The following is an 18,725-nucleotide window of genomic DNA, read 5'->3' on the forward strand; positions in this document are numbered from 1 at the left end:
GGCCATGTCCGAGGATATTCCGGAGCCGGCGAAGATGGGACTTCGCGAGAAGAAGAAGCTGAAGACCCGCCGCACGCTGCAGCAGCAAGGGATGCGCCTGTTCCGCGAGCAGGGCTACGACGCGACGACGATCGAGCAGATCGCCGAGGCGAGCGAAATCTCGCCGAGCACGTTCTTCCGCTACTTCCCGACGAAGGAAGCGCTGGTGCTGGAGGACGACGACGATGAGCTGCTGATCGAAGCGTTCCTGAAACAGCCGGCCGGCAAGAGCCTGATTCAGGCGTTCCGGGCGGCGGTAAAGGAAGGCTTCGCGGAGATGACGCGCGAGGAGCAAGAATCGCTTGGCGAGCGGGTAGCGCTCATGATGTCCGTGCCGGAGCTGCGCGCCGCCTCGCTCATCCAACTGAACGATACGCTGCTCATGATCGCGCGTCTGGTGGCGGACCGGCTGGGTCGCCCCCGGGACGACTTCGAAGTCATGATGTTCGCCGGCTCCGTCATGGGGGCGATGATGGCGGTGCAGCTGTATTGCTCCGAGCACCCGGACGCGGATTTCACCGCGGTCGTCGACCAGGCGCTGGCGCTGTACGAGGCGGGTTTGCCGCTCGGAACGCTGGGAAGCCGGCAGGATTGATATCGAGGATGTCGTCACCGACGGTGACGGTATCCTTTTTTTGTCGTGCCACGGGGTTAACCGCGGGCGAAGTACCGATATTCCTTTGAAGTCTCCTTTCCTATGTCGAATGCGGAGACTTAATTCCGACAAAATCGATAGGAAAAGCATTGACAAGGCGGTGTCAGGTATTTAAGATATGGATATGTAAACCAACGACGGTTTTGTCGGATGACTTGGAACGATCTATCTACTGGACCAACCAGAGATTCAATGAGCGCTTGAACGCAGCGCGCTCGTTGGATCTTCTTTTTTTATCCGGAACTATCCTAACGGGAGGGACGACCGAGAGATTTAACCGCAAGATGCAAGGCAACTGTCGTTACGTTGAACAGATTCATCGAACAAGCTTGCCAAAATCGATAGCAGAGGGGTTGTTCTACCGCATGAAAAAGCTGACCAAAACGACATTATCTTTCGTTATCGCAAGCGCGGTCTTCCTGGCGCTGACGTTCGCCGCCGTCAACGCGAACAAACAAACGCAAAACGATCCGTCCGACGCGCCGGCCGCGGCCGAAACGAACCAAGCGGCCGCCCCGCAATCCGCGGGCGCGGAAACCGAGCAGCCTGCGGCGACCGAAACGGCCGTCGTTACCGAAACCGCTGCCGTCACGGAAACCGCGCAGCAAGACGCGTCCCAAACGGGCGCGGCGCAGCCTGCGGCGGCAGAACAACCGGCCGAGACTGCAAAACAACTTGCTGCGCAAGACGAGCCAACGCAGCCGGCGGACACGAAGGAAGCGGCGCAAGGCACGCCATCGCAGCCATCCGGCAATGCAAGCTCCGTCTCGAACCAAGCTAAGCTCAAGACGGCCGTGCTGACGCAGCCTTCCGCTTCCAAGGAAGAAGCGCCGAAAACAACGGAAGCCCAGCCGAAAGCGCCTGCCAAACCGGCGGCATCGAATGCGTCTCAGCCGAAAGCTTCCGCGCCGGCATCCACACCGTCAGCATCCAAACCGGCGGCTGCGGTGTCCGCGCCTGCTTCCAATGCGGCAGAGAATACGGTACCGGTGTCCGCGCCCGTAGAGAAAGCGCCGAAGAAAGTCGGTTCCATCGTAGCGGCCAAGGAAGAAAAAGCGCCTGAGACGGCGGTCGAATCCGCCTCTCCGCAATCGTCCCCTTCGTCTTCGTCGAATTCCGGCTCGTCTTCGCCGAGCGCTTCCAATCCGGATACGGCACCTGCGCCGTCAGATCCCGGTTCTTCGGACGACGAAGATTGCGGCATTGAAGATTGCGGCTAATCCAGCCATTCCATTCCCACTCAATCTAAACTAGGAGCTATAGCCATATGAGGAAACCTACTTTCGCGGCAAGGATCATTGCCTTGCTGCTTGCCTTGCTCATCTCGGTGCCGGCGTTTTCCGCAAACGCCGATGCCGGCGATTCTTCGGCCGTCGTCTCGACAGGCAGCGGCACCGGCGCAACGAGCCATTACGATTATTTCAGCGACGTCTATCCAAGCTTGAACGACGCGAGCCATGTGTTTAAGACGGTTACCTACGAGGACCTTGCGCATATCCTCGGCAGCGAGGGCGAGTATGCGATCCTGTTCGGCGGGGCGTCTCTGCCGAGCACGCAGGCCGAGATCGGCTACATCGATCAGGTGGCCAAGGCCTACGGCATCTCCACGATCTATAATTTCGACACCAAGCTGGACGGACTCACCTTGGACATCGCGGACAGCGGCAACGCGTTCGCCAGCGTGTATACCGACCTCGTCAACAAATACTTGACGGAGAAGGATGCGGCTGGCGCGGCGGTCGGGGCTAGCCCGGCGGCCGACGTGAAGGATCAGACGTTCCTGTTCGTCTACGACAAGGACCACAAGAACGGCGACAACAGCCAGCCGATCGTGGCTTCCTTGAAGAACGACGGCAGCGCGGCGGACTTCCTGACGGACGGCGCGGTGGACGCGTCCAAAGTAGACGCGTTCAAGGCGCAGGTTCAGAACGTGTTGGGCGCTGCGCCGGCGGCGGACTACAAGACGATCGCCAACAACGATCTCTTTGAACCGGCCTTCAACAAGAACGTGAAGCACAACTCGCCGAACGTCGGCCGTGACATCTTCGGAGCGGAGGACGGACAGCTCGTGTTCGAGCATGTGACATACCACGAGCTGACGAAGCTGCTCGACAGCCACGGCAACTATGCGATCCTCTTTGGCGGATCCTGGTGCCCGAACACGCAGGCGGCCATCAAGTTCATCAACGAGTACGCGAAGAAATACAACATCGACAAGGTGTACATGTGGGATCCGCGGCTGGATGCGGGCGTGGACGTCACGCAGAGCGATTCGCCCGATTTCGATTCCCATGACATCGACCGCCTGATGGTGCGGGGAACCGGCCATCCGTACGCGAACCTGTACGTGGATCTGGTCAATAAGTACCTGACGAACATCCAGACGCAATACGTCAAAGGCACGACGAACGTGACGTACAAGGACGGCAACGGCCAGGACGTCGTCGCGAACAAGCTGCAAGTGCCGTACCTGTACATCTACAACAAGGACAACAAAGACGCGGCCGGCAGCAGCGCGCCGATTCTCGGCCACGTGGAGCTGATGTACTCGTGGACGAACATTCAGCCGGACTACGCATCGAACGGCGTATCACCGAACGCGACCTACAAGACGGCGCTGGACGCGCTGTTCTCCCGTCTGGAATCCGTTCCGGCGCAGGCAGCCGGCGTAGCGCCGACGACGTCGGCGAACAACGATGGCCAGATCACGGGCGTAACCGCGGCGCTGGAGTATAAGGCTGCGGGAGCGGCCAACTACGCGCCGGTCACGGGCACGAGCATTGCCGGGCTGGCGGCGGGCACGTACAATGTCCGCTACGCGGCGAAGCCGGGCTTTCATGGTCCGGTCAGCGCCAGAGCGAACGGCGTCACCACGCTGATCGCGCCGACGCAGGTGCTGTACGCGGCGGGCGAATCGGTGGACGTCGTCGTTCCGGCCGGACCAACCGGCGGCGGCAATACCGGTGGCGGCAATACGGGCGGGAGCACGACTCCGGTCAAGGATGACGGCGTAACGACGACAACATCCGGATCGACGACGACTTCTTCCATTGACGTTCCGACCAAGACCGACGCCGACGGCAACACGACGGCCGTCGTAACCAAGGAAGCCGCGGCCGCGCTGGTCGACAGCGCCAAGAAGACGGAAACGGCCGGCAATGCCGCGGTCGTCGAGCTTAAAGTGGCCTCCACAGCGGACACGCAGACGGCCCAAATCAGCATTCCGCGCGCCGCGATCGACGATGTAGCGGCGAACACGAAAGCGCAAGTGAAAATCAACTACGCCGCCGTCGGCACCATTCAATTCGACGCGCAGGCGTTGAAAACCATCAGCGCCGCCGGAACGGGCGACGTAACGGTCGAAATCGCCAAGCGCGAATTGACCGACGAAGGCAAAGAAGTGTTGGGCGACAGACCCGTGTACGATCTCTCGGTTAAAGTAGGCGATACCTTGGTTTCCGACTTTGGAGGAGGCATCGTCAAGGTCAGCGTACCTTACGCGCCGAAAACCGGCGAGGATCTGAATGCCATCATCGTGTATTACATTACGGATGACGGGTACTTGGAGCCGGTAAGCGGCAGGTACAACCCGGCGACGGGCACCGTGGATTTCGTGACGGCGCATTTCTCGCAATACATCGTGGCGTACAACAAGGTCGCCTTCGATGACGTTTCCGATGCGGCTTGGTACGGCAAGGCCGTTACCTTCCTGGCTGCGCGGGACATCGCGTCCGGCACCGACGATACGCACTACAGCCCGCTGGCGAACGTGACGCGCGGCCAGTTCCTCGTGCTGCTGCTGAAGGCGTACGGCATCGAGCCGAACGAAGCCGAAGCGAACAATTTCGCGGATGCGGGCAATACGTACTACACGCAATACCTCGGAGCGGCAAAACGTCTCGGCATTACGACGGGACTCGGCGACAATCTGTTCGCGCCCGATAAGGCGATTAACCGCCAAGACTTGTTCACCCTGCTCTTCCGCGCGCTCGACGTGCTCGGCAAGCTGCCTTCGGGCGATGCCGGACCGGCCGTATCGAGCTTCGCCGATGCGGGCAAGATCGCCGGCTACGCGCAGGATGCGTTCCAAGCGCTCGTGAAGGGCGGCGTCGTAACCGGCAGCGGCGGCAAGCTGAACCCCGCGGGATTGACGACGAGGGCCGAAGTGGCGCAAGTGCTGTACAAGCTGCTTTCGAACGAATAGCATCTTGATTTTCCTCAAGGAACGGGCATCCAACCGGATACCCGTTCCTTCCTTGCGTTTTAGTCTGACGAGGCTCGTTCGAGGAAGAATAGCTGCGGAAATTTAATTCCGACTAAATTTATAGGAAAAATAGTTGACAAGGAAAGTCATGGTAATTAATATAAGACTAAGCAAACCGAACGAAAGCGTTATCGGATAATAGGGAACGATCGATTCTACTGGACCGCCAGAGATTCAATGAGCGCATGCGACTTTGTCGCGTCCCTCGTTGGATCTTCTTTTTTTATCCGAAAGCCGTTATTTCCTACTATTACGCGAGGGGTTGAAGTCAGAATGAAAAAGAAACTCGTAACCAAATCCACGTTGTCCTTTATTATCGGAACTGCCGTATTCCTGGTCCTGACCTATGCGGCGGTCTATGCGAATAAGCAGCCGCAGAACGATCCGGCAGCGGCGCCGGCGACTGCCGGAACTACGCAATCGGCCGTTACGCAAGATCAAGCCGCTTCGTTGCAAAGCGAACCGGCAACGACCGAATCGGCGGCAGTGGACGTCACGCCTTCCGACGCCGCGGTTTCCACGGCGGCAGCCGGCCAGCCGGCCGCGCCGGAAGCAACCAACGACCCGCAAACCGCTAGTACGCCGGCGGCGCAAGAAAAGCCGTCCTCCCCGGTTGTCGATGCAGGTTCCGCCGTCAGCCAAGCGAAAGTGAAGACGGCCGTCTTGACGGACACGTCCAAACCGGCTGAGCAGACGCCTGCGCCGTCGACGACGGAACAGCATAAAGCCGAACAATCGAAAGCCGAACAGCCGAAAACCGAACAACCGAAAACAAACAAGCCTGCGGCAGCGGCGTCCCAGCCGAAAGCATCGACGCCATCGGCAAACAACCAGCCTTCCAAATCATCGGCAGCGTCCGCGGCTCCCGTGACTACGGCAGCCGATACGGCTACTGTATCCGCGCCTGTCGAGAAGGGTCCGAAGAAGGTCGGATCGATCGTCGCTTCCAAAGAAGAGAAAGCGCCGGAGACCGTATCCGCGCCTTCGCAGCCGTCCTCCGGTTCGTCTTCGTCGGAGCCGTCTTCGTCCACTGATTCCTCGGACCCGGTCTCCGCGCCGTCCGACACGCAGCCGTCCTCCGGTTCGTCCGAAGAAGAAGTTTGCCCTTAAGGACCGGCCGACGACCGAAGCACGCAATAAGCCGCAATCCCACTACTAACTTGACTAGGAGACCCAGCCCTTATGAGAAAATCCGTTTCCGCGGCAAGGCTCGTTGCCTTGCTTCTGGCCCTTATCCTGTCCATCCCGGTTCTATCCGCGAACGCCGCCGCGAATAATGCGGCAGCCGTTCCGAATTCCGTCAGTCCGGCCGGCCATTTCGACTATTTCAGCGACGTTTATCCGAATCTGAAGGATGCGGGCCATGTGTTCAAGACGGCAACCTACGAGGATATCGCGCATATCTTCGAAAGCGCCGGCACCTATGCCGTCTTGTTCGGCGGGGCTTCCGTGCCGAGCACTCAAGCCGAGATCGGCTACATCGATCAAGCGGCGAAAGCTTACGGTGTCTCCACGATCTACAACTTCGACACGAAGCTCGACGGCGTCAGCCTGGATTTGGCGGACAGCGCCAATCCGTTCGCCAGCCTGTACACCGATCTCGTTGCCAAATACCTGACGGAGAAAGACGCGAACGGCAATGCGGTCGCGACGAGCCCGGCAGCGGACGTGAAGAACCAAACGTTCCTGTTTATCTACAATAAAGACCATAAGAACGGCGCCAACAGCCAGCCGATCGTCAAATTCATCAAGAACGGCAGCTCCGCCGCCGATTTCCAAATCGGCGGCACCGAAGACGCAGCGAAAGCCGACGCCTTCAAGGCGCAAGCGAAGGACGTGTTCGGCGCCGCGCCGGCCGCGGACTACAAGACGATCGCGAGCAACGATTTTATCGCACCCGCGTTCAACAAGAACGTCAAGTTCAATTCCCCGAACGTCGGCCGCGATATTTTCGACGGCACGGACGGCCAGCTCGTATTCGAGCATGTCACGTACCACGAGCTGACGAAGCTGCTCGGCAGCGAAGGCGACTACGTGATCCTCTTCGGCGGATCCTGGTGCCCGAATACGCAGGCGGCCATCAAATTCATCAACGAGTACGCCCATAAATACAAGGTCGACAAGGTCTACATGTGGGATCCGCGGTTGGATGCCGGCGTCGACGTGACGAAGACGGACTTGCCGACATTCGATTCCCATGAGAACGACCGTCTGATGGTTCGGGGTAACGGTCACCCGTACGCCAACTTGTACGTGGATCTGGCCAATACCTATTTGACGAATATCCAGACGCAATACGTGAAAGATACGACGAACGTGAGCTACAAGGATGCGAGCGGCAAAGACGTCGTAGCCAACAAGCTGCAGGTCCCTTATCTGTACGTTTACAACAAAGACAATAAAGACGCCGCAGGCAAGAGCGCGCCGATTCTGGGCCACGTGGAGCTGATGTACTCGTGGACCAACATCCAGCCGGATTACAAATCGAACGGCGTATCGCCGAACGCCACGTACAAGGCGGCGCTCGATAACTTGTTTTCCCGCCTGGAGTCGGTACCGTCCGGATTGACGGGCGTTGCGCCGACGGCGGGCAATAACGGACAAATCACGGGCGCGAACGCGGCGCTGGAGTACAAAGCCGCAGGCGCGACCGACTACGCGCCGGTTACGGGAACGGCCATTACAGGCCTTGCGCCGGGCACGTACAATGTCCGTTACGCGGCCAAACCGGGCTTCAACGGTCCGATCAGCAGCAAAGCGGACGGGGTCACGACGTTGATCGCGCCGGTGCAGGTGCCATACGCGGCCGGCCAATCGGTGAATGTAGTCGTTCCGGCTGCGACGGCGACGAATGCGGCTTTCGCGGATGTTCCGTCCTCGGCCTGGTATAGCGAAGCCGTCGGCTACCTAGCCGCGAACGGCATTGCGTCCGGTACCGACGCCACGCATTACAGCCCGTCGGCGAACGTGACGCGCGGCCAATTCCTCGTGCTGCTGCTGAAAGCGTACGGCATCGAGCCGAATGAAACCGAAGCAAGCAACTTCGCCGATGCGGGCGATACGTATTACACGCCATACCTCGGCGCGGCGAAACGTCTCGGCATCACGACGGGGCTGGGCGACAATCGCTATGCGCCGTCCAAAGCCATCACGCGCCAAGATTTGTTCACGCTGTTGTACCGCGCGCTTGACGTGCTCGGCAAGCTGCCTGCGGGCGATGCCGGTCCGGCATTGTCGAGCTTCGCCGATGCGGGCCAAATTCCCGGCTATGCAGGGGATGCCTTCCAAGCGCTCGTGAAAAGCGGCGTCGTAACCGGCAGCGGAGGCAAGCTGAACCCGGCGGGATTGTCGACGAGAGCGGAAGTCGCGCAAGTGCTGTACAACCTGCTTTCGAACGAATAGAACGCCATATTTCATCAAAATGGGCATCCATTCGGCTGCCCATTTTACCCATTTCCGCAGAAGGCGATGCCTCGCCTGCAACGAGGAGAAGAAAGCATGGATATCCTACTCGCGTTTTCGGCCGGGCTGCTCTCGTTCTTATCGCCCTGCGTCCTGCCGCTCATCCCGGTCTATCTCAGCCATCTCGTCGGCGCGTCGCTGCCCGAGCTGCAGAGCAGCCAAGCGAAGCTGCGCGTGTTGATCGAGGCCGGTTTCTTCGTGCTCGGCTTCTCGGCCGTGTTCATGCTGCTCGGCGTGTCCGTCAGTTCCGTCGGCAGGCTGCTCGCGACGAATTCGACGCTCGTGAAGCAGATCGGCGGGGGTCTGATCATCGTATTCGGGCTGCACACGACGGGGATTTTCAAGATCAAAGCGTTCTACGCCGAGAAGAGACTGTTCCAAACGAGCGGAAGAAGAGAGAGGACGGCCATCGGCTCGTTGCTGCTCGGCATGGCTTTCGCGGCCGGCTGGACGCCGTGCGTCGGTCCGATTCTTTCGTCCATTCTGATCTACGCGGGCAGCATGTCCACGATCGGGAAAGGCGTCCTGCTCCTCGCGGTTTATTCGTTGGGCTTGGCGCTGCCGCTGCTGCTGGCCGCGCTCCTGGTGGGCAATCTAACGAACTATCTGAAAAAAATCACAAGGCATCTCCCGGCGATTTCCGTCGCGAGCGGCATCGTCATGATCGCGATGGGAGTGCTCGTCTTTACCGACAAGCTCGCGTTCATCAGTCAAAACGCCGGATTGTTCAATCTATAAGGAGAGTCGGAGCGATGAAGAGAAAAGGGGTACTGTGGGGCGCGGCGTCGCTTGCCGCAGCCGCCGTCGTGGCAGGCGCGGTGTACGTAACCAGCCACTACGACGTGAGCGAGGCATCCAGCCTCGGATCGGAAGCGGCTTCCGCCGAGGAAACGGCCCGCGCGCTTGATTTTACGCTGACGGATCTGGAAGGGAACCATGTGTCCATGCGCGAGCTGAGAGGGCGTACGGTATATCTCAATTTCTGGACGACCTGGTGCAAATACTGCAAGAAAGAAATGCCCGCCCTGCAGAAGGTAAGCGAAGCGTACAAGGATCGGAACGTCGTGGTCGCGACCGTGAATGTCGGCGAGAATCGGCAGACGGCCCTGGATTACATCCAATCGCACGGCTATCCGTTCCGCGTCCTGCTCGACGAGAAGAAGAAGTTGACGGAAGCGTACGGCATTACCTCGATTCCCGTCTCGATCATCGTGGATCCGCTCGGCAACGTCAAGCATAAACGCGTCGGAGCGATGACGGAGGCGCAGATGCGGGAGGCATTGGATCCGGTCGTGCTGGCGCAATAATATCGCGGCGGTTACTCGCATTCCGTATCGCGATTCCGAAGCGCAATGCCGCCGCGGCTAGGCTGCGGCGGCGCTTTTCGTTCGCCCTGCGGTACGTTTCGCGGCAGAAAGCCCTCCGTCATCCCTGGCGGGAAACGAAGGGCTTTCATTCGGCTGCCTCAGGGCAGCGGATCAGTGCGCGGGCTGGAGCGAGATTTCCTCGTCGTCATCCCGGTTGTTGAAGGCTTCGCGGTCGAACTCGCCTTCGGAGTTGGCCACGAGCAGGGAGGTGACGGTCGTGCCCGTTGCGTTGACGGCCGTGCGGCCCATGTCGATCAAAGCTTCGACGCCCGCGACGATCGCGATGCCTTCCAGCGGCAGTCCGAGCGCGGTCAGAACGACGGTGGTCGAGATGACGGCCGGGCCCGGTACGCCGGCAACGCCGATGGACGAAATAATGCTGACGAAGACGAGCACGATGTAGTCCGTAAACGCCAGATCGATGTTATACACGTGTGCGGTGAAGACGGTCACGATCGCCGGCCAGATCCCTCCGCAGGCGTTGAAGTTGACGGAAGCGCCGAGCGGAGCCACGAAGCTTGCGATCCGCGGCGAGACGTGCAGCCGTTTGGTAATGACCTCCAGATTTACGGGAAGCGTGGCATAGCTGCTTCGGGTCGTGAACGCGACGGTGATCGTCGGGTAGATCTTGCGGAAGAATTTGATCGGATTCACTTTGGCAACGAGCAGCACCAGACCGCCGAATACCAAGACGAAATGAATGATGAGCGCGACGTACGACGTGATGATGACCCTGCCTAGCTCTTGCAGCGTGTCCCAGCCGTAATGCGACGTTACGCCGGCGATCAGGGCGAAGACGCCGTAAGGGGTAAGGCGGATGATGAATTTGACGACTTGGTGCAGCACTTGCGTGACCGAGCCGATCAGATCGCGTACGGGCTTGACGGCCTCCGCGTTGCGCGAGCCGATCTTAATGATCGCCACGGCCAGGAAAATCGCGAAGATGAGCAGCGGCACCACTTTGCCTTCGGCCGCCTCGTTAATGGGGTTGGACGGCACCATGTCCAGGATGACCTCGGAGAAGGTCGGAATTTCGCGCGCCTGAAAATCCGCCGGAGCCGCTTGCTGGATGCCGCTCCCCGGGTTCAGCAGCAGGGCGACGAGCAGGCCGATGATGGAGCCGACGCCGGTCGTCCCGAGGAACCAGGCGAACGTCTTGAGCCCGATCTTGCGCAGGTACTCCAGGTTGGTGAGCGACGAAATGCTGTTCAACACGAGAATGAACACGAGCGGCACGACGAGCATGCGGATCAAGCTGACGTAAATGCTGCCGAACGTCGAGATGGCCTTCGTATCGAAGTCGAGATTTTGGAACAGAATGCCGGTGACCACTCCGATGCCGAGTCCGATCAGGACCCGTTTGCCGAAGCTGATCCGTTTGCGGGCAAGCGAGAATAAGATCCAAAAGACGAAAATCGAAGTCGCGAAGCTGTACCAGTTCGATTCAATGGCGGACAGGAAATTGTTGTCTATTTGCCCCATTGTTGTTATACCCTCCTAAACCGATAAGAATAATTGGAATTATAGACTAACTCTACTCATATCCCCGTTTATTGTCAATACGCGTTGGAAATATTTATTTCATTAACCATTCGGCACGTTAATGGTTCGAACGCGAATACGGGCCGCTCCGGACGCGGCCCGGCAGGATTTAATTCGAATCGGCGTTTCGGTTGACATTACGTAAACAGTTCGCGGTTACAATTGAAGGATGATTTCTACCGAGCCCGAGAGGTGGTGAAGAGGTGGCAGTGATGCGAAGAGTGGCGCCGCCGGTACTCAAGCTCGCGCTTGTCGGAATCATTGTCTTCTTCGTCGTGCGGAACGTGCCGCTGAAATTGGCGGATATCGAATCCTTCCTGGTGCATGCGAACGTGCAATTTTATTCCTCCATGCTGGTTTTTGCTTTCTTCCTCATGCTTCAAGCCGCCATCTGGGTGCTGATCGTCAATGCGGCCGGAGCGGAAGCCGTCAAACGGCAGGCCGGCGTCAAGCTGCGGCTGCTCGACGGATTGCGAATGTTCATCGACTCGCAGTTCGCCAAATACCTCCCCGGAGGGTTCTGGAATTACGCGGGCCGGGTCGTGCTTGCCACGCGCGCGGGCGTCCCGCTGGATGCGCAGCTCGCGTCTATCGTCTACGAGAACATTCTGCTCGTCTCCGCGGCGCTCAGTTATGCGCTGATCCTCCTGGTAAGCCTGAACATTGCTCCGCTGCTCTGCATCGCCGCCGTTCTTGCGGTCTTCGCGCTAGCCTACGTCTATTACGACCGGGGCACAGCCCGCATTCGCACGCTGTTCGTCCGCGCTTCTCGCTGGAAGGCGCTGCAGCGCATCATCGGCAAGCTGATGGCTTCGATCGGAACCGGGAAGGCCGCGGCCGAAACGGGATTGGACGCAGGGTTGACCCGCAATCAGTTTTTCGGGTACCTCGTTTGTTTTCTCGGCAGTCATTTCGTGATGGGGATCGCCTTTTGGATGCTGATCAACAGCTTCGGCAGGGGCGATATCGGTTTGTTATACGCCGCGGGGACGTTCGCGACCTCCTGGCTGCTCGGCTTATTCAGTCCGCTTCCGGGCGGGCTCGGGGTACGGGAAGGCTTTCTGGTCTATTTCCTGTCCTTGAAATTAGGTGCGGAGACCGCGATTTATATTTCCGTGATCGCGCGATTGTGGAATATGATGGCGGAAATCATGTTTTGGGCGATCGTGCGAGCGGTCAGCTACTCGGCGAGAAGGGTGAAGTCCTATGATGAAACGTAGAAAAATCGTTCTCGTGGCAGGCGTGTTTCCGCCTGGCATCGGCGGCATGCAAAACTATTACTATAATTTATCCAAACATACGAAGCATGACATGACGGTCGTTGCGCCGGAGTACCCGGGAAGCGACGCGTTCGACGAGCAGGAGCAGCTTCGGATCGTGCGGGGCGCCTTCATGCGGGGCGAGCGGGCGGATATCTCGAGCTGGGGTCGTTTGTTCCGGCAGGTGCGGCGCACGCTGCGCGGCGAGGAGCCGGACGTTACGCTGTACGGCTACGTGCTGATCGGATTCATCGGGCTGCTGTTCCGGGTGTTCGGCGGACGCCGGTACGTGATTTCGACCCACGGCATGGATATGCTCATGTTCCGGCGGTTCATCGGGCTGAACGCGGTCGTGAAGCTGATCCTGCGCAAAGCCGACGGGGTGCTGACGAACAGCAAATTCACCAAACGGCTGGTGGAGGATTACGGGGTCGATCCGCGCCGGATCGGCATCGTCAATCCCGGCGTCGAGCAGGTGTACGATCGGAAGCCGGCCGACGAAGAACTGCTGGAGCAGCTCGGACTGGAAGGCAAGTACGTCTTGTTGTCCGTCGGACGGCTGGTCACCCGCAAAGGTCATGACCGGGTTATCGAGGCGATGCCGGCGATCTTGAAGCAAATTCCGCATGCCGTCTACGTCATCGTCGGGGACGGTCCCGCGCGCGAGCGCCTGGAGCAGCTCGCGCGGACGACGGGCGTCGCGGATGCCGTCGTGTTCGTGGGCAGCGTGAGCGGGAGCGAACGGTTGAACGACTATTACAGCCTGTCGCAGCAATTCATCATGGTGTGCCGGGAGCTGGAGCAAGGGGACGCGGAAGGGTTCGGCATCGTGTATTTGGAGGCGGCTTCGGCCGGCGTGCCGGTGATCGCCGGACGCTCGGGCGGCGCTTCGGAAGCGGTGCTTGACGGCGTGACGGGCCTGCTCGTCGATCCGGAATCCGTGAACCAAATCGCGGACAGCGTCGTCCGCCTCGCGCGCGACGAAGTCCTGCGGGAACGGCTCGTGCGCGACGGGTATCATCGCGCGAAAACGGAGTTTCAGCATGACGTGCTCGCGGATAGGTTCGATCAGTACATCGGGCGGATCTGCGCCCTGCCGTCGGTCCGCGTCGCGCGCCGGCTGGCACGCGAATCCGCCAGGCAGAACGCCCGCTAGGGCGGGTTCGGCCGGCCGCGGAATAGAGAAAAGAGCAGCAATCCTGCGCCAAGGCGGGAAGGCTGCTCTTTTTTGCATTTTTGCTGGCGCAAGCTTTCGATCCCGCAATAGTTGCGCGTATCCGCAGGGGAGTTTACTCCGTCGGTCTCGGACGAAGGCCTGCGCGCTGCCTCATGGATTCGTCGGACGGGCTTGCGCGCCGATACCTTCGCGGCGAAGCCTGTGGAGGGCCCAGACGATGACGCCGAACAGCACGGTCGCGCCGCCGGCCAGGCACACGCCCCGCCAGCCCCAATGCCGCCACGCAAAGCTGCCGAGCGACGACCCGATCGCGCCGCCGAGGAACGTCGTCACCATCTGTACGGTATTCAAGCGGCTCCGCGCCGGGGGTTCGAGCGCATAGATGCGCGCCATGTTGGCGACCTGCGTTCCCTGCACGCCCAGATCGAGCAGGATGACGCCCGCGATAAGCGCCCACAGGTAGCCGCCCCATAAGCCGAAAAGCAAGTAGGAGAGCAGGTTGAGCAGAAGCAGGAAACCGATGATCCATTCCGTACGGAGCCGGTCCGCCATTCTTCCGACGATCGGCGCGCCAAGCGCTCCGGCCGCGCCGACGAGGCCGAACAAGCCGGCGATCTGGCTGCTGTACCGATACGGATCGCCTTCCAGGTAGAAGGAGAGCGCCGTCCAGAAAATGCTGAACGCGGCGAAATTCGCGCCGCCGATGAGCGCCGATTCGCGCAGCGTGGCATACCGTTTGATCAGGCTGCCCATGGAACCTAGCAGTTGTCCGTAGCGGAGCTCGGTCGTCGGACGGTTGGACGGCAGCTTGATGCGCAGCAGCACGAGCAGCGCCAGCATGGCGGCGGCCGCCAGCGCATACATCAGGCGCCAGCCCCAGGTTCCGCCGATCAGGCCGGACACGGTCCGCGTGAGCAGGATGCCGAGCAGCAGGCCGCTCATGACGGTGCCGACGGCCTTGCCCTGTTCGCCGGGCGCGGCGAGCGTCGCGGCCAGCGGCACGAGGATTTGCGGCACGATCGTCGTGATGCCGACCGCGAAGCTGGCCGCGTAGATCCAAGGCAGGCTTTGCGCGGTCGCGACGCCGATCAGCGATACGCAGACAAGGGCCAGGAGAATCGTGATCAGGCCTTTGCGTTTCTTGATGTCGCCGAGCGGGACGAACAGGAACATGCCGAGCGCATAGCCGATCTGGGTGAACGTGGAGATGAAGCCGACGGCATCGGGGCCGACGCCGAACGTGCGTCCGATATCGGCCAGCAGCGGTTGGTTGTAGTACAAATTGGCGACGGTCATGCCGGCGGACAAAGCCATCAGCAGCAGCAGACCTTTGGACAGCGGGGTCGTGGCGGCGGATGGCCGTGATGCTTGTTGGGACATGGGATGAAGGATTCCTTTCTTCTTCGCGCGTTCTTCGCCGGCGGCTCGGGAAAACGGACCGGATCCGGCCGGGCCGCCGCGGAAGAACGCGAATGATATAGTGTCATGATACCAGATTGCGGCGATCGGGCAAGCCGGAAAGCCGATCCGGAGGGCGGGCATGCGGTTCTTCCCGTTTTAACGCGGGGATGCGTAAGCCCATAGGAGGCTAATCCTTCCTGCCCGGCTAACGCAAAGAAGGCCGCCGATGATGCGGGCAGCCTGATCTTGATATCCTTTGCGTGAGAAAGGGTCCGTTACAACGGATGTCTATAGAGCTCGATGATGTTGGCGTCTGGATCGCGCAAATGTGCAACCCGGGCATTCCACGCCGGGCGGTCATGGGGTTCGTTCAGGAGCACCGCCCCTTTAGCCTTCAGACGGGCGCAAGCCTCATCGACGTTGTCCGCCGCGAACGCAAGCAAGAACTTCGATGGCGACTCCGCGCCGATCGGAACATCCCGCTCGTCGATCACTTCGGCCATGCTTTGGCGGGAAATGATTTCGATTTTGGTTTCGCCGGTATTTAACGAGGCAAATTGCATCTCCTCGGCCAAATACCCGATCTGGAATTCCATGACGTCTCTGTAAAACGCCACGCTCTTATGAAAATCTTCCGCGAATAGCCTGATTTGCGATACTTGCATGTCTTCGCTCCCTTTCCGTGCGAATGATGGCTTGCCGGCAATTACGAAGGAATCCTGCCTCCAATATAACAAACCTGCAGCAGGCGGTATTGTAAATACACGACAACCCCAGCCAACCTCAGCGTGATTTGAAAGTCGCCTTGCAGCGCGCGATCTTTAGCCGTTATCCTCCAATCTCCCGCTTGTTGAACGCCGGCCAATGCATTAAGATAACGAACAACGAGATCAGCACGGCTAACTCATTCCAGGGAGAGGATGACCCCCCATGCTCATGCGGCTGTTCCGCCGGTTGACGCCGGGCACGTTCAAGAACCGGATCCTGTTCGCTTTCCTGCTGTTCGTGCTGCTGCCGATCGCGCTGCTCGTGGTGTACAACTTCAAGGGCACCGAGCGGGTGCTCCAGGACAACGCCGCGAAGAAAAACACCGAGCAGCTCGAGGGCTTCAAGAACGGCTTCGTCGATCTGATGGCCCTCGTCATGAAGACGGGGCTGTTGCTGGAACAGGACACGTCGCTCCGGCAAGCGATGGAGGACCCGGGCTCGGCCGACGACATTACCCGGAAGAAGCTCGTGGAGAATAAATTCGCGGGCATCGAGAATACGTTCTTCATGACGGGCGCGACGGTATACTATACCCTGATCGACCTTCATGGACACGCTTACACGTCCTTCATGCCGAAGAACGCGCTCGATTACGACGAGATCCGCGCCGAGCCGTGGGTGAAGCAGCTGCAGGAGCAAGGCGGCGAGCGCTACGTCTGGAACCCGAACGACGAGAGCGTCGTCATCCGCGAAAGCACGGCGAGCGATCGCATGCTGAGCCTGTACCTGCTGCTTCGCGACGACAACCTGAAGCCCTTCGCATACGGGCGGTTGAGCATCGATTACGAGGAATGGTTCAGCCGGACGACGAAGGACGGCGGACAGGAAGGCGCCTATTTCCTCGCGGACGGTTCGGGGACGGAATTATTGACGTCCGTGCCCGGCGAGGCGATCTCTCCCGCGGTGGCAGCGGCGATCGAGCGCTCCGCCGAGAGCGGCGATGCCGCGGCGCAGGCGTCGTCCGTCGTCGACGGCAAGGAGGAGGCGCTGTACACGTACAGCCGGATTCAGGAGCTGAACGGGTATTTCGTGAAGAAGGTCCCGCTCGCGCTCCTGTTCAAGGAAGTGGACCGGCAGAAGCAGCGGTTCTTCATCGGGTTCGGCGCGATTCTGCTCGCGTTCGTCCTGCTCACGTATTTCATATCCTCGACGATCACCGTGCCGCTCAAGCTGTTCCAGAAGAAGATGGACTCCTCCGTCAAAGCGAACCTCAAGGTCAAGCTGCCCGAGCACGGACGCGGCGAGATTCTATCGCTTACCCGCAGCTTCAACGCGATGATCGACGACATCAACGGCTTGCTGGAGCGGCTGCAGCTGGAGGAGCGGCAGAAGCAGTACGTGCGGTTCCAGGTGCTGCTGTCGCAGATGAATCCGCATTTTCTGCTGAACACGCTCAATACGATCAAGAGCATCGCGCTGGAGAAGGACGAGGACGACATCTACGACATCTGCGTGGCGCTGGGCACGATCCTGGAGACGACGCTCAACACCGAGGTCGATCTGATCCGGCTCAAGGACGAACTCGTGCTGATCGAATCGTACATGGCCATTCAGCGCCGGCGCTTCGGGCACGGCATCGAGCTGCGCTACGACATCGGCGACGAGCTGGGAGACGCGCTTATCCCGAAATTCTGCCTGCAGCCGCTCGTCGAGAACGCGCTGCTGCACGGATTCGGCCAGTCGCTGAAGGAGGGCCATATCGATATCCGGGCGACGGCGCGCGAGCCGCATCTGTACCTGGAGGTCGCCGACGACGGCATGGGCGTCGAACGGGCGAAGGCGAAGAAGGTCGCGCGCAAGCGCAAGAGCATCGGCGTGCAGAACATCCGGGAGAGCCTGGAGCTGCTGTTCAAATACCAGAGCACGGGGCTGGCGATGGATTCGACGGACGCAGGCACGCGGGTCGTTATGCATATGCCCCTGCTGTTATCGAAGCCGTACTTGAAGGAGGGAGACGACCATGACGACGACAGGAACGACGGGAGCGGGAGCGGCGCGCTGGCGAACGCTGCTCGTGGAGGATGAGCGGCCTGCCCGGGCGAGCATCCGCAAGCTCATGCAGAAGGCGAATCTGCCGTTCGAGATCGTAGGCGAGGCGGAGGACGGGGAAGAAGGGCTTCGGCTGATTCGCGAGCTGCGGCCGGACGTCGTGATTTCCGATATCGACATGCCCGCGATGGACGGCGTGCGCCTGCTCCAGGCGGCGCGGGAGGAAGGCTACGAATGCCGCTTCGTCATGCTGACGGCGATGAGCGAATTCGAATACGCGCGGCAGGCGGTCGAGCATGGGGCGTCCGGATACCTGCTGAAGCTGTCGCTGGATCTGAAGGGCATCAAAAGCGCGATGGACAAGGTTGCCCTGGAGCTCGAGCGGATGGCGAAGCTGCGCAAGGCGGACAAATGGTTCCCCGACAAAGAACGGACGGGCCCGACCGACCATCCCGAGATGAACCGGATCATCGGCTATATCGAGGAGCATTACGCCGAGGACATCACGCTCAAGGGACTGGCGGAATTCATCCGCATGGACGCCAGCTACGTGAGCGACCTGTTCAAGAAGAAAACCGGCACGACGCTGACCCACTATATCCAGCAGCGCCGGGTCCAAGCGGCGAAGATGCTGCTGGCGGAGACGGACGGCACGGTGAGCGACATCGGGCGGCGGGTCGGCTTCGAGAACGACAACTATTTCATCAAAATCTTCAAGCGCTGGTGCGAGGTGACGCCGAATGAATACCGGAAGCAAGGCTCGGAGCTGTCCCCATAAACGCCGGATCAAGAACAAAAAATC

Annotated in this window: 14 protein-coding genes; 11 read left to right on the plus strand and 3 right to left on the minus strand. The window is 60.0% G+C overall.

Annotated elements, in window-relative coordinates:
• The first annotated feature begins 4 nt into the window (after positions 1 to 4).
• From AC50YL_RS31615 to AC50YL_RS31645, 7 genes are all read left to right on the plus strand, one after another.
• On the plus strand, positions 5 to 634 hold the full coding sequence (locus tag AC50YL_RS31615) for an acyl-CoA-like ligand-binding transcription factor (RefSeq protein WP_494837317.1): 630 nt from the start codon (positions 5 to 7) through the stop codon (positions 632 to 634).
• A gap of 425 nt (positions 635 to 1,059) precedes the next feature.
• On the plus strand, positions 1,060 to 1,914 hold the full coding sequence (locus AC50YL_RS31620; protein ID WP_494837318.1) for a hypothetical protein: 855 nt from the start codon (positions 1,060 to 1,062) through the stop codon (positions 1,912 to 1,914).
• A gap of 47 nt (positions 1,915 to 1,961) precedes the next feature.
• Positions 1,962 to 4,898, plus strand: a complete 2,937-nt coding sequence (locus AC50YL_RS31625; RefSeq protein ID WP_494837319.1) for an S-layer homology domain-containing protein — start codon at positions 1,962 to 1,964, stop codon at positions 4,896 to 4,898.
• 333 nt (positions 4,899 to 5,231) lie between these two features.
• Entirely contained in the window at positions 5,232 to 6,068 is an 837-nt protein-coding gene (locus AC50YL_RS31630; protein WP_494837320.1) for a hypothetical protein, read from the plus strand.
• Between the two features lie 72 nt (positions 6,069 to 6,140).
• Positions 6,141 to 8,360 carry an S-layer homology domain-containing protein gene (locus AC50YL_RS31635; RefSeq protein WP_494837321.1) on the plus strand — a complete coding sequence of 740 codons (2,220 nt, stop codon included), beginning with the start codon at positions 6,141 to 6,143 and terminating at the stop codon, positions 8,358 to 8,360.
• 96 nt (positions 8,361 to 8,456) lie between these two features.
• Positions 8,457 to 9,158, plus strand: a complete 702-nt coding sequence (locus AC50YL_RS31640; protein WP_494837323.1) for a cytochrome c biogenesis protein CcdA — start codon at positions 8,457 to 8,459, stop codon at positions 9,156 to 9,158.
• Positions 9,159 to 9,172: 14 nt separating this feature from the next.
• A complete protein-coding gene (locus tag AC50YL_RS31645; RefSeq protein WP_494837325.1) occupies positions 9,173 to 9,727 on the plus strand; it encodes a TlpA family protein disulfide reductase in 555 nt (184 codons plus the stop codon).
• Between the two features lie 171 nt (positions 9,728 to 9,898).
• Here AC50YL_RS31645 and AC50YL_RS31650 read toward each other — a convergent pair whose 3' ends face one another.
• A complete protein-coding gene (locus AC50YL_RS31650) occupies positions 9,899 to 11,269 on the minus strand; it encodes a dicarboxylate/amino acid:cation symporter (protein ID WP_494837326.1) in 1,371 nt (456 codons plus the stop codon).
• 272 nt (positions 11,270 to 11,541) lie between these two features.
• Here AC50YL_RS31650 and AC50YL_RS31655 point away from each other — a divergent pair, with 272 nt between their 5' ends.
• Positions 11,542 to 12,549, plus strand: coding sequence for a lysylphosphatidylglycerol synthase domain-containing protein (locus AC50YL_RS31655; protein ID WP_494837438.1), 1,008 nt, complete (start codon positions 11,542 to 11,544; stop codon positions 12,547 to 12,549).
• On the plus strand, positions 12,536 to 13,744 hold the full coding sequence (locus AC50YL_RS31660; RefSeq protein WP_494837327.1) for a glycosyltransferase family 4 protein: 1,209 nt from the start codon (positions 12,536 to 12,538) through the stop codon (positions 13,742 to 13,744). The genes AC50YL_RS31655 and AC50YL_RS31660 overlap by 14 nt, the downstream gene beginning before the upstream one ends.
• Positions 13,745 to 13,915: 171 nt before the next feature.
• Here the strand turns inward: AC50YL_RS31660 and AC50YL_RS31665 are convergent, their stop codons facing one another.
• Together AC50YL_RS31665 and AC50YL_RS31670 are read right to left on the minus strand one after the other, a co-directional pair.
• A complete protein-coding gene (locus AC50YL_RS31665) occupies positions 13,916 to 15,145 on the minus strand; it encodes an MFS transporter (protein ID WP_494837329.1) in 1,230 nt (409 codons plus the stop codon).
• Between the two features lie 296 nt (positions 15,146 to 15,441).
• Positions 15,442 to 15,831 carry a VOC family protein gene (locus AC50YL_RS31670; protein WP_494837331.1) on the minus strand — a complete coding sequence of 130 codons (390 nt, stop codon included), beginning with the start codon at positions 15,829 to 15,831 and terminating at the stop codon, positions 15,442 to 15,444.
• 265 nt (positions 15,832 to 16,096) lie between these two features.
• On the opposite strand from AC50YL_RS31670, the gene AC50YL_RS31675 reads away from it, so the two are divergent.
• Positions 16,097 to 17,959 carry a sensor histidine kinase gene (locus AC50YL_RS31675; protein ID WP_494837332.1) on the plus strand — a complete coding sequence of 621 codons (1,863 nt, stop codon included), beginning with the start codon at positions 16,097 to 16,099 and terminating at the stop codon, positions 17,957 to 17,959.
• A complete protein-coding gene (locus tag AC50YL_RS31680) occupies positions 17,895 to 18,701 on the plus strand; it encodes a response regulator transcription factor (RefSeq protein WP_494837334.1) in 807 nt (268 codons plus the stop codon). The genes AC50YL_RS31675 and AC50YL_RS31680 overlap by 65 nt, the downstream gene beginning before the upstream one ends.
• Positions 18,702 to 18,725: the final 24 nt, after the last annotated feature.

Source organism: Paenibacillus sp. J22P277, from assembly GCF_059383675.1.

Excerpts from the sequence above, each read along its gene's own strand:
- AC50YL_RS31615 (WP_494837317.1), top strand. The coding sequence starts at position 5 with ATGTCCGAGGATATTCCGGAGCCGGCGAAGATGGGACTTCGCGAGAAG.
- AC50YL_RS31620 (WP_494837318.1), top strand. The coding sequence starts at position 1,060 with ATGAAAAAGCTGACCAAAACGACATTATCTTTCGTTATCGCAAGCGCG.
- AC50YL_RS31625 (WP_494837319.1), top strand. The coding sequence starts at position 1,962 with ATGAGGAAACCTACTTTCGCGGCAAGGATCATTGCCTTGCTGCTTGCC.
- AC50YL_RS31630 (WP_494837320.1), top strand. The coding sequence starts at position 5,232 with ATGAAAAAGAAACTCGTAACCAAATCCACGTTGTCCTTTATTATCGGA.
- AC50YL_RS31635 (WP_494837321.1), top strand. The coding sequence starts at position 6,141 with ATGAGAAAATCCGTTTCCGCGGCAAGGCTCGTTGCCTTGCTTCTGGCC.
- AC50YL_RS31640 (WP_494837323.1), top strand. The coding sequence starts at position 8,457 with ATGGATATCCTACTCGCGTTTTCGGCCGGGCTGCTCTCGTTCTTATCG.
- AC50YL_RS31645 (WP_494837325.1), top strand. The coding sequence starts at position 9,173 with ATGAAGAGAAAAGGGGTACTGTGGGGCGCGGCGTCGCTTGCCGCAGCC.
- AC50YL_RS31650 (WP_494837326.1), bottom strand. The coding sequence starts at position 11,269 with ATGGGGCAAATAGACAACAATTTCCTGTCCGCCATTGAATCGAACTGG.
- AC50YL_RS31655 (WP_494837438.1), top strand. The coding sequence starts at position 11,542 with ATGCGAAGAGTGGCGCCGCCGGTACTCAAGCTCGCGCTTGTCGGAATC.
- AC50YL_RS31660 (WP_494837327.1), top strand. The coding sequence starts at position 12,536 with ATGATGAAACGTAGAAAAATCGTTCTCGTGGCAGGCGTGTTTCCGCCT.
- AC50YL_RS31665 (WP_494837329.1), bottom strand. The coding sequence starts at position 15,145 with ATGTCCCAACAAGCATCACGGCCATCCGCCGCCACGACCCCGCTGTCC.
- AC50YL_RS31670 (WP_494837331.1), bottom strand. The coding sequence starts at position 15,831 with ATGCAAGTATCGCAAATCAGGCTATTCGCGGAAGATTTTCATAAGAGC.
- AC50YL_RS31675 (WP_494837332.1), top strand. The coding sequence starts at position 16,097 with ATGCTCATGCGGCTGTTCCGCCGGTTGACGCCGGGCACGTTCAAGAAC.
- AC50YL_RS31680 (WP_494837334.1), top strand. The coding sequence starts at position 17,895 with ATGACGACGACAGGAACGACGGGAGCGGGAGCGGCGCGCTGGCGAACG.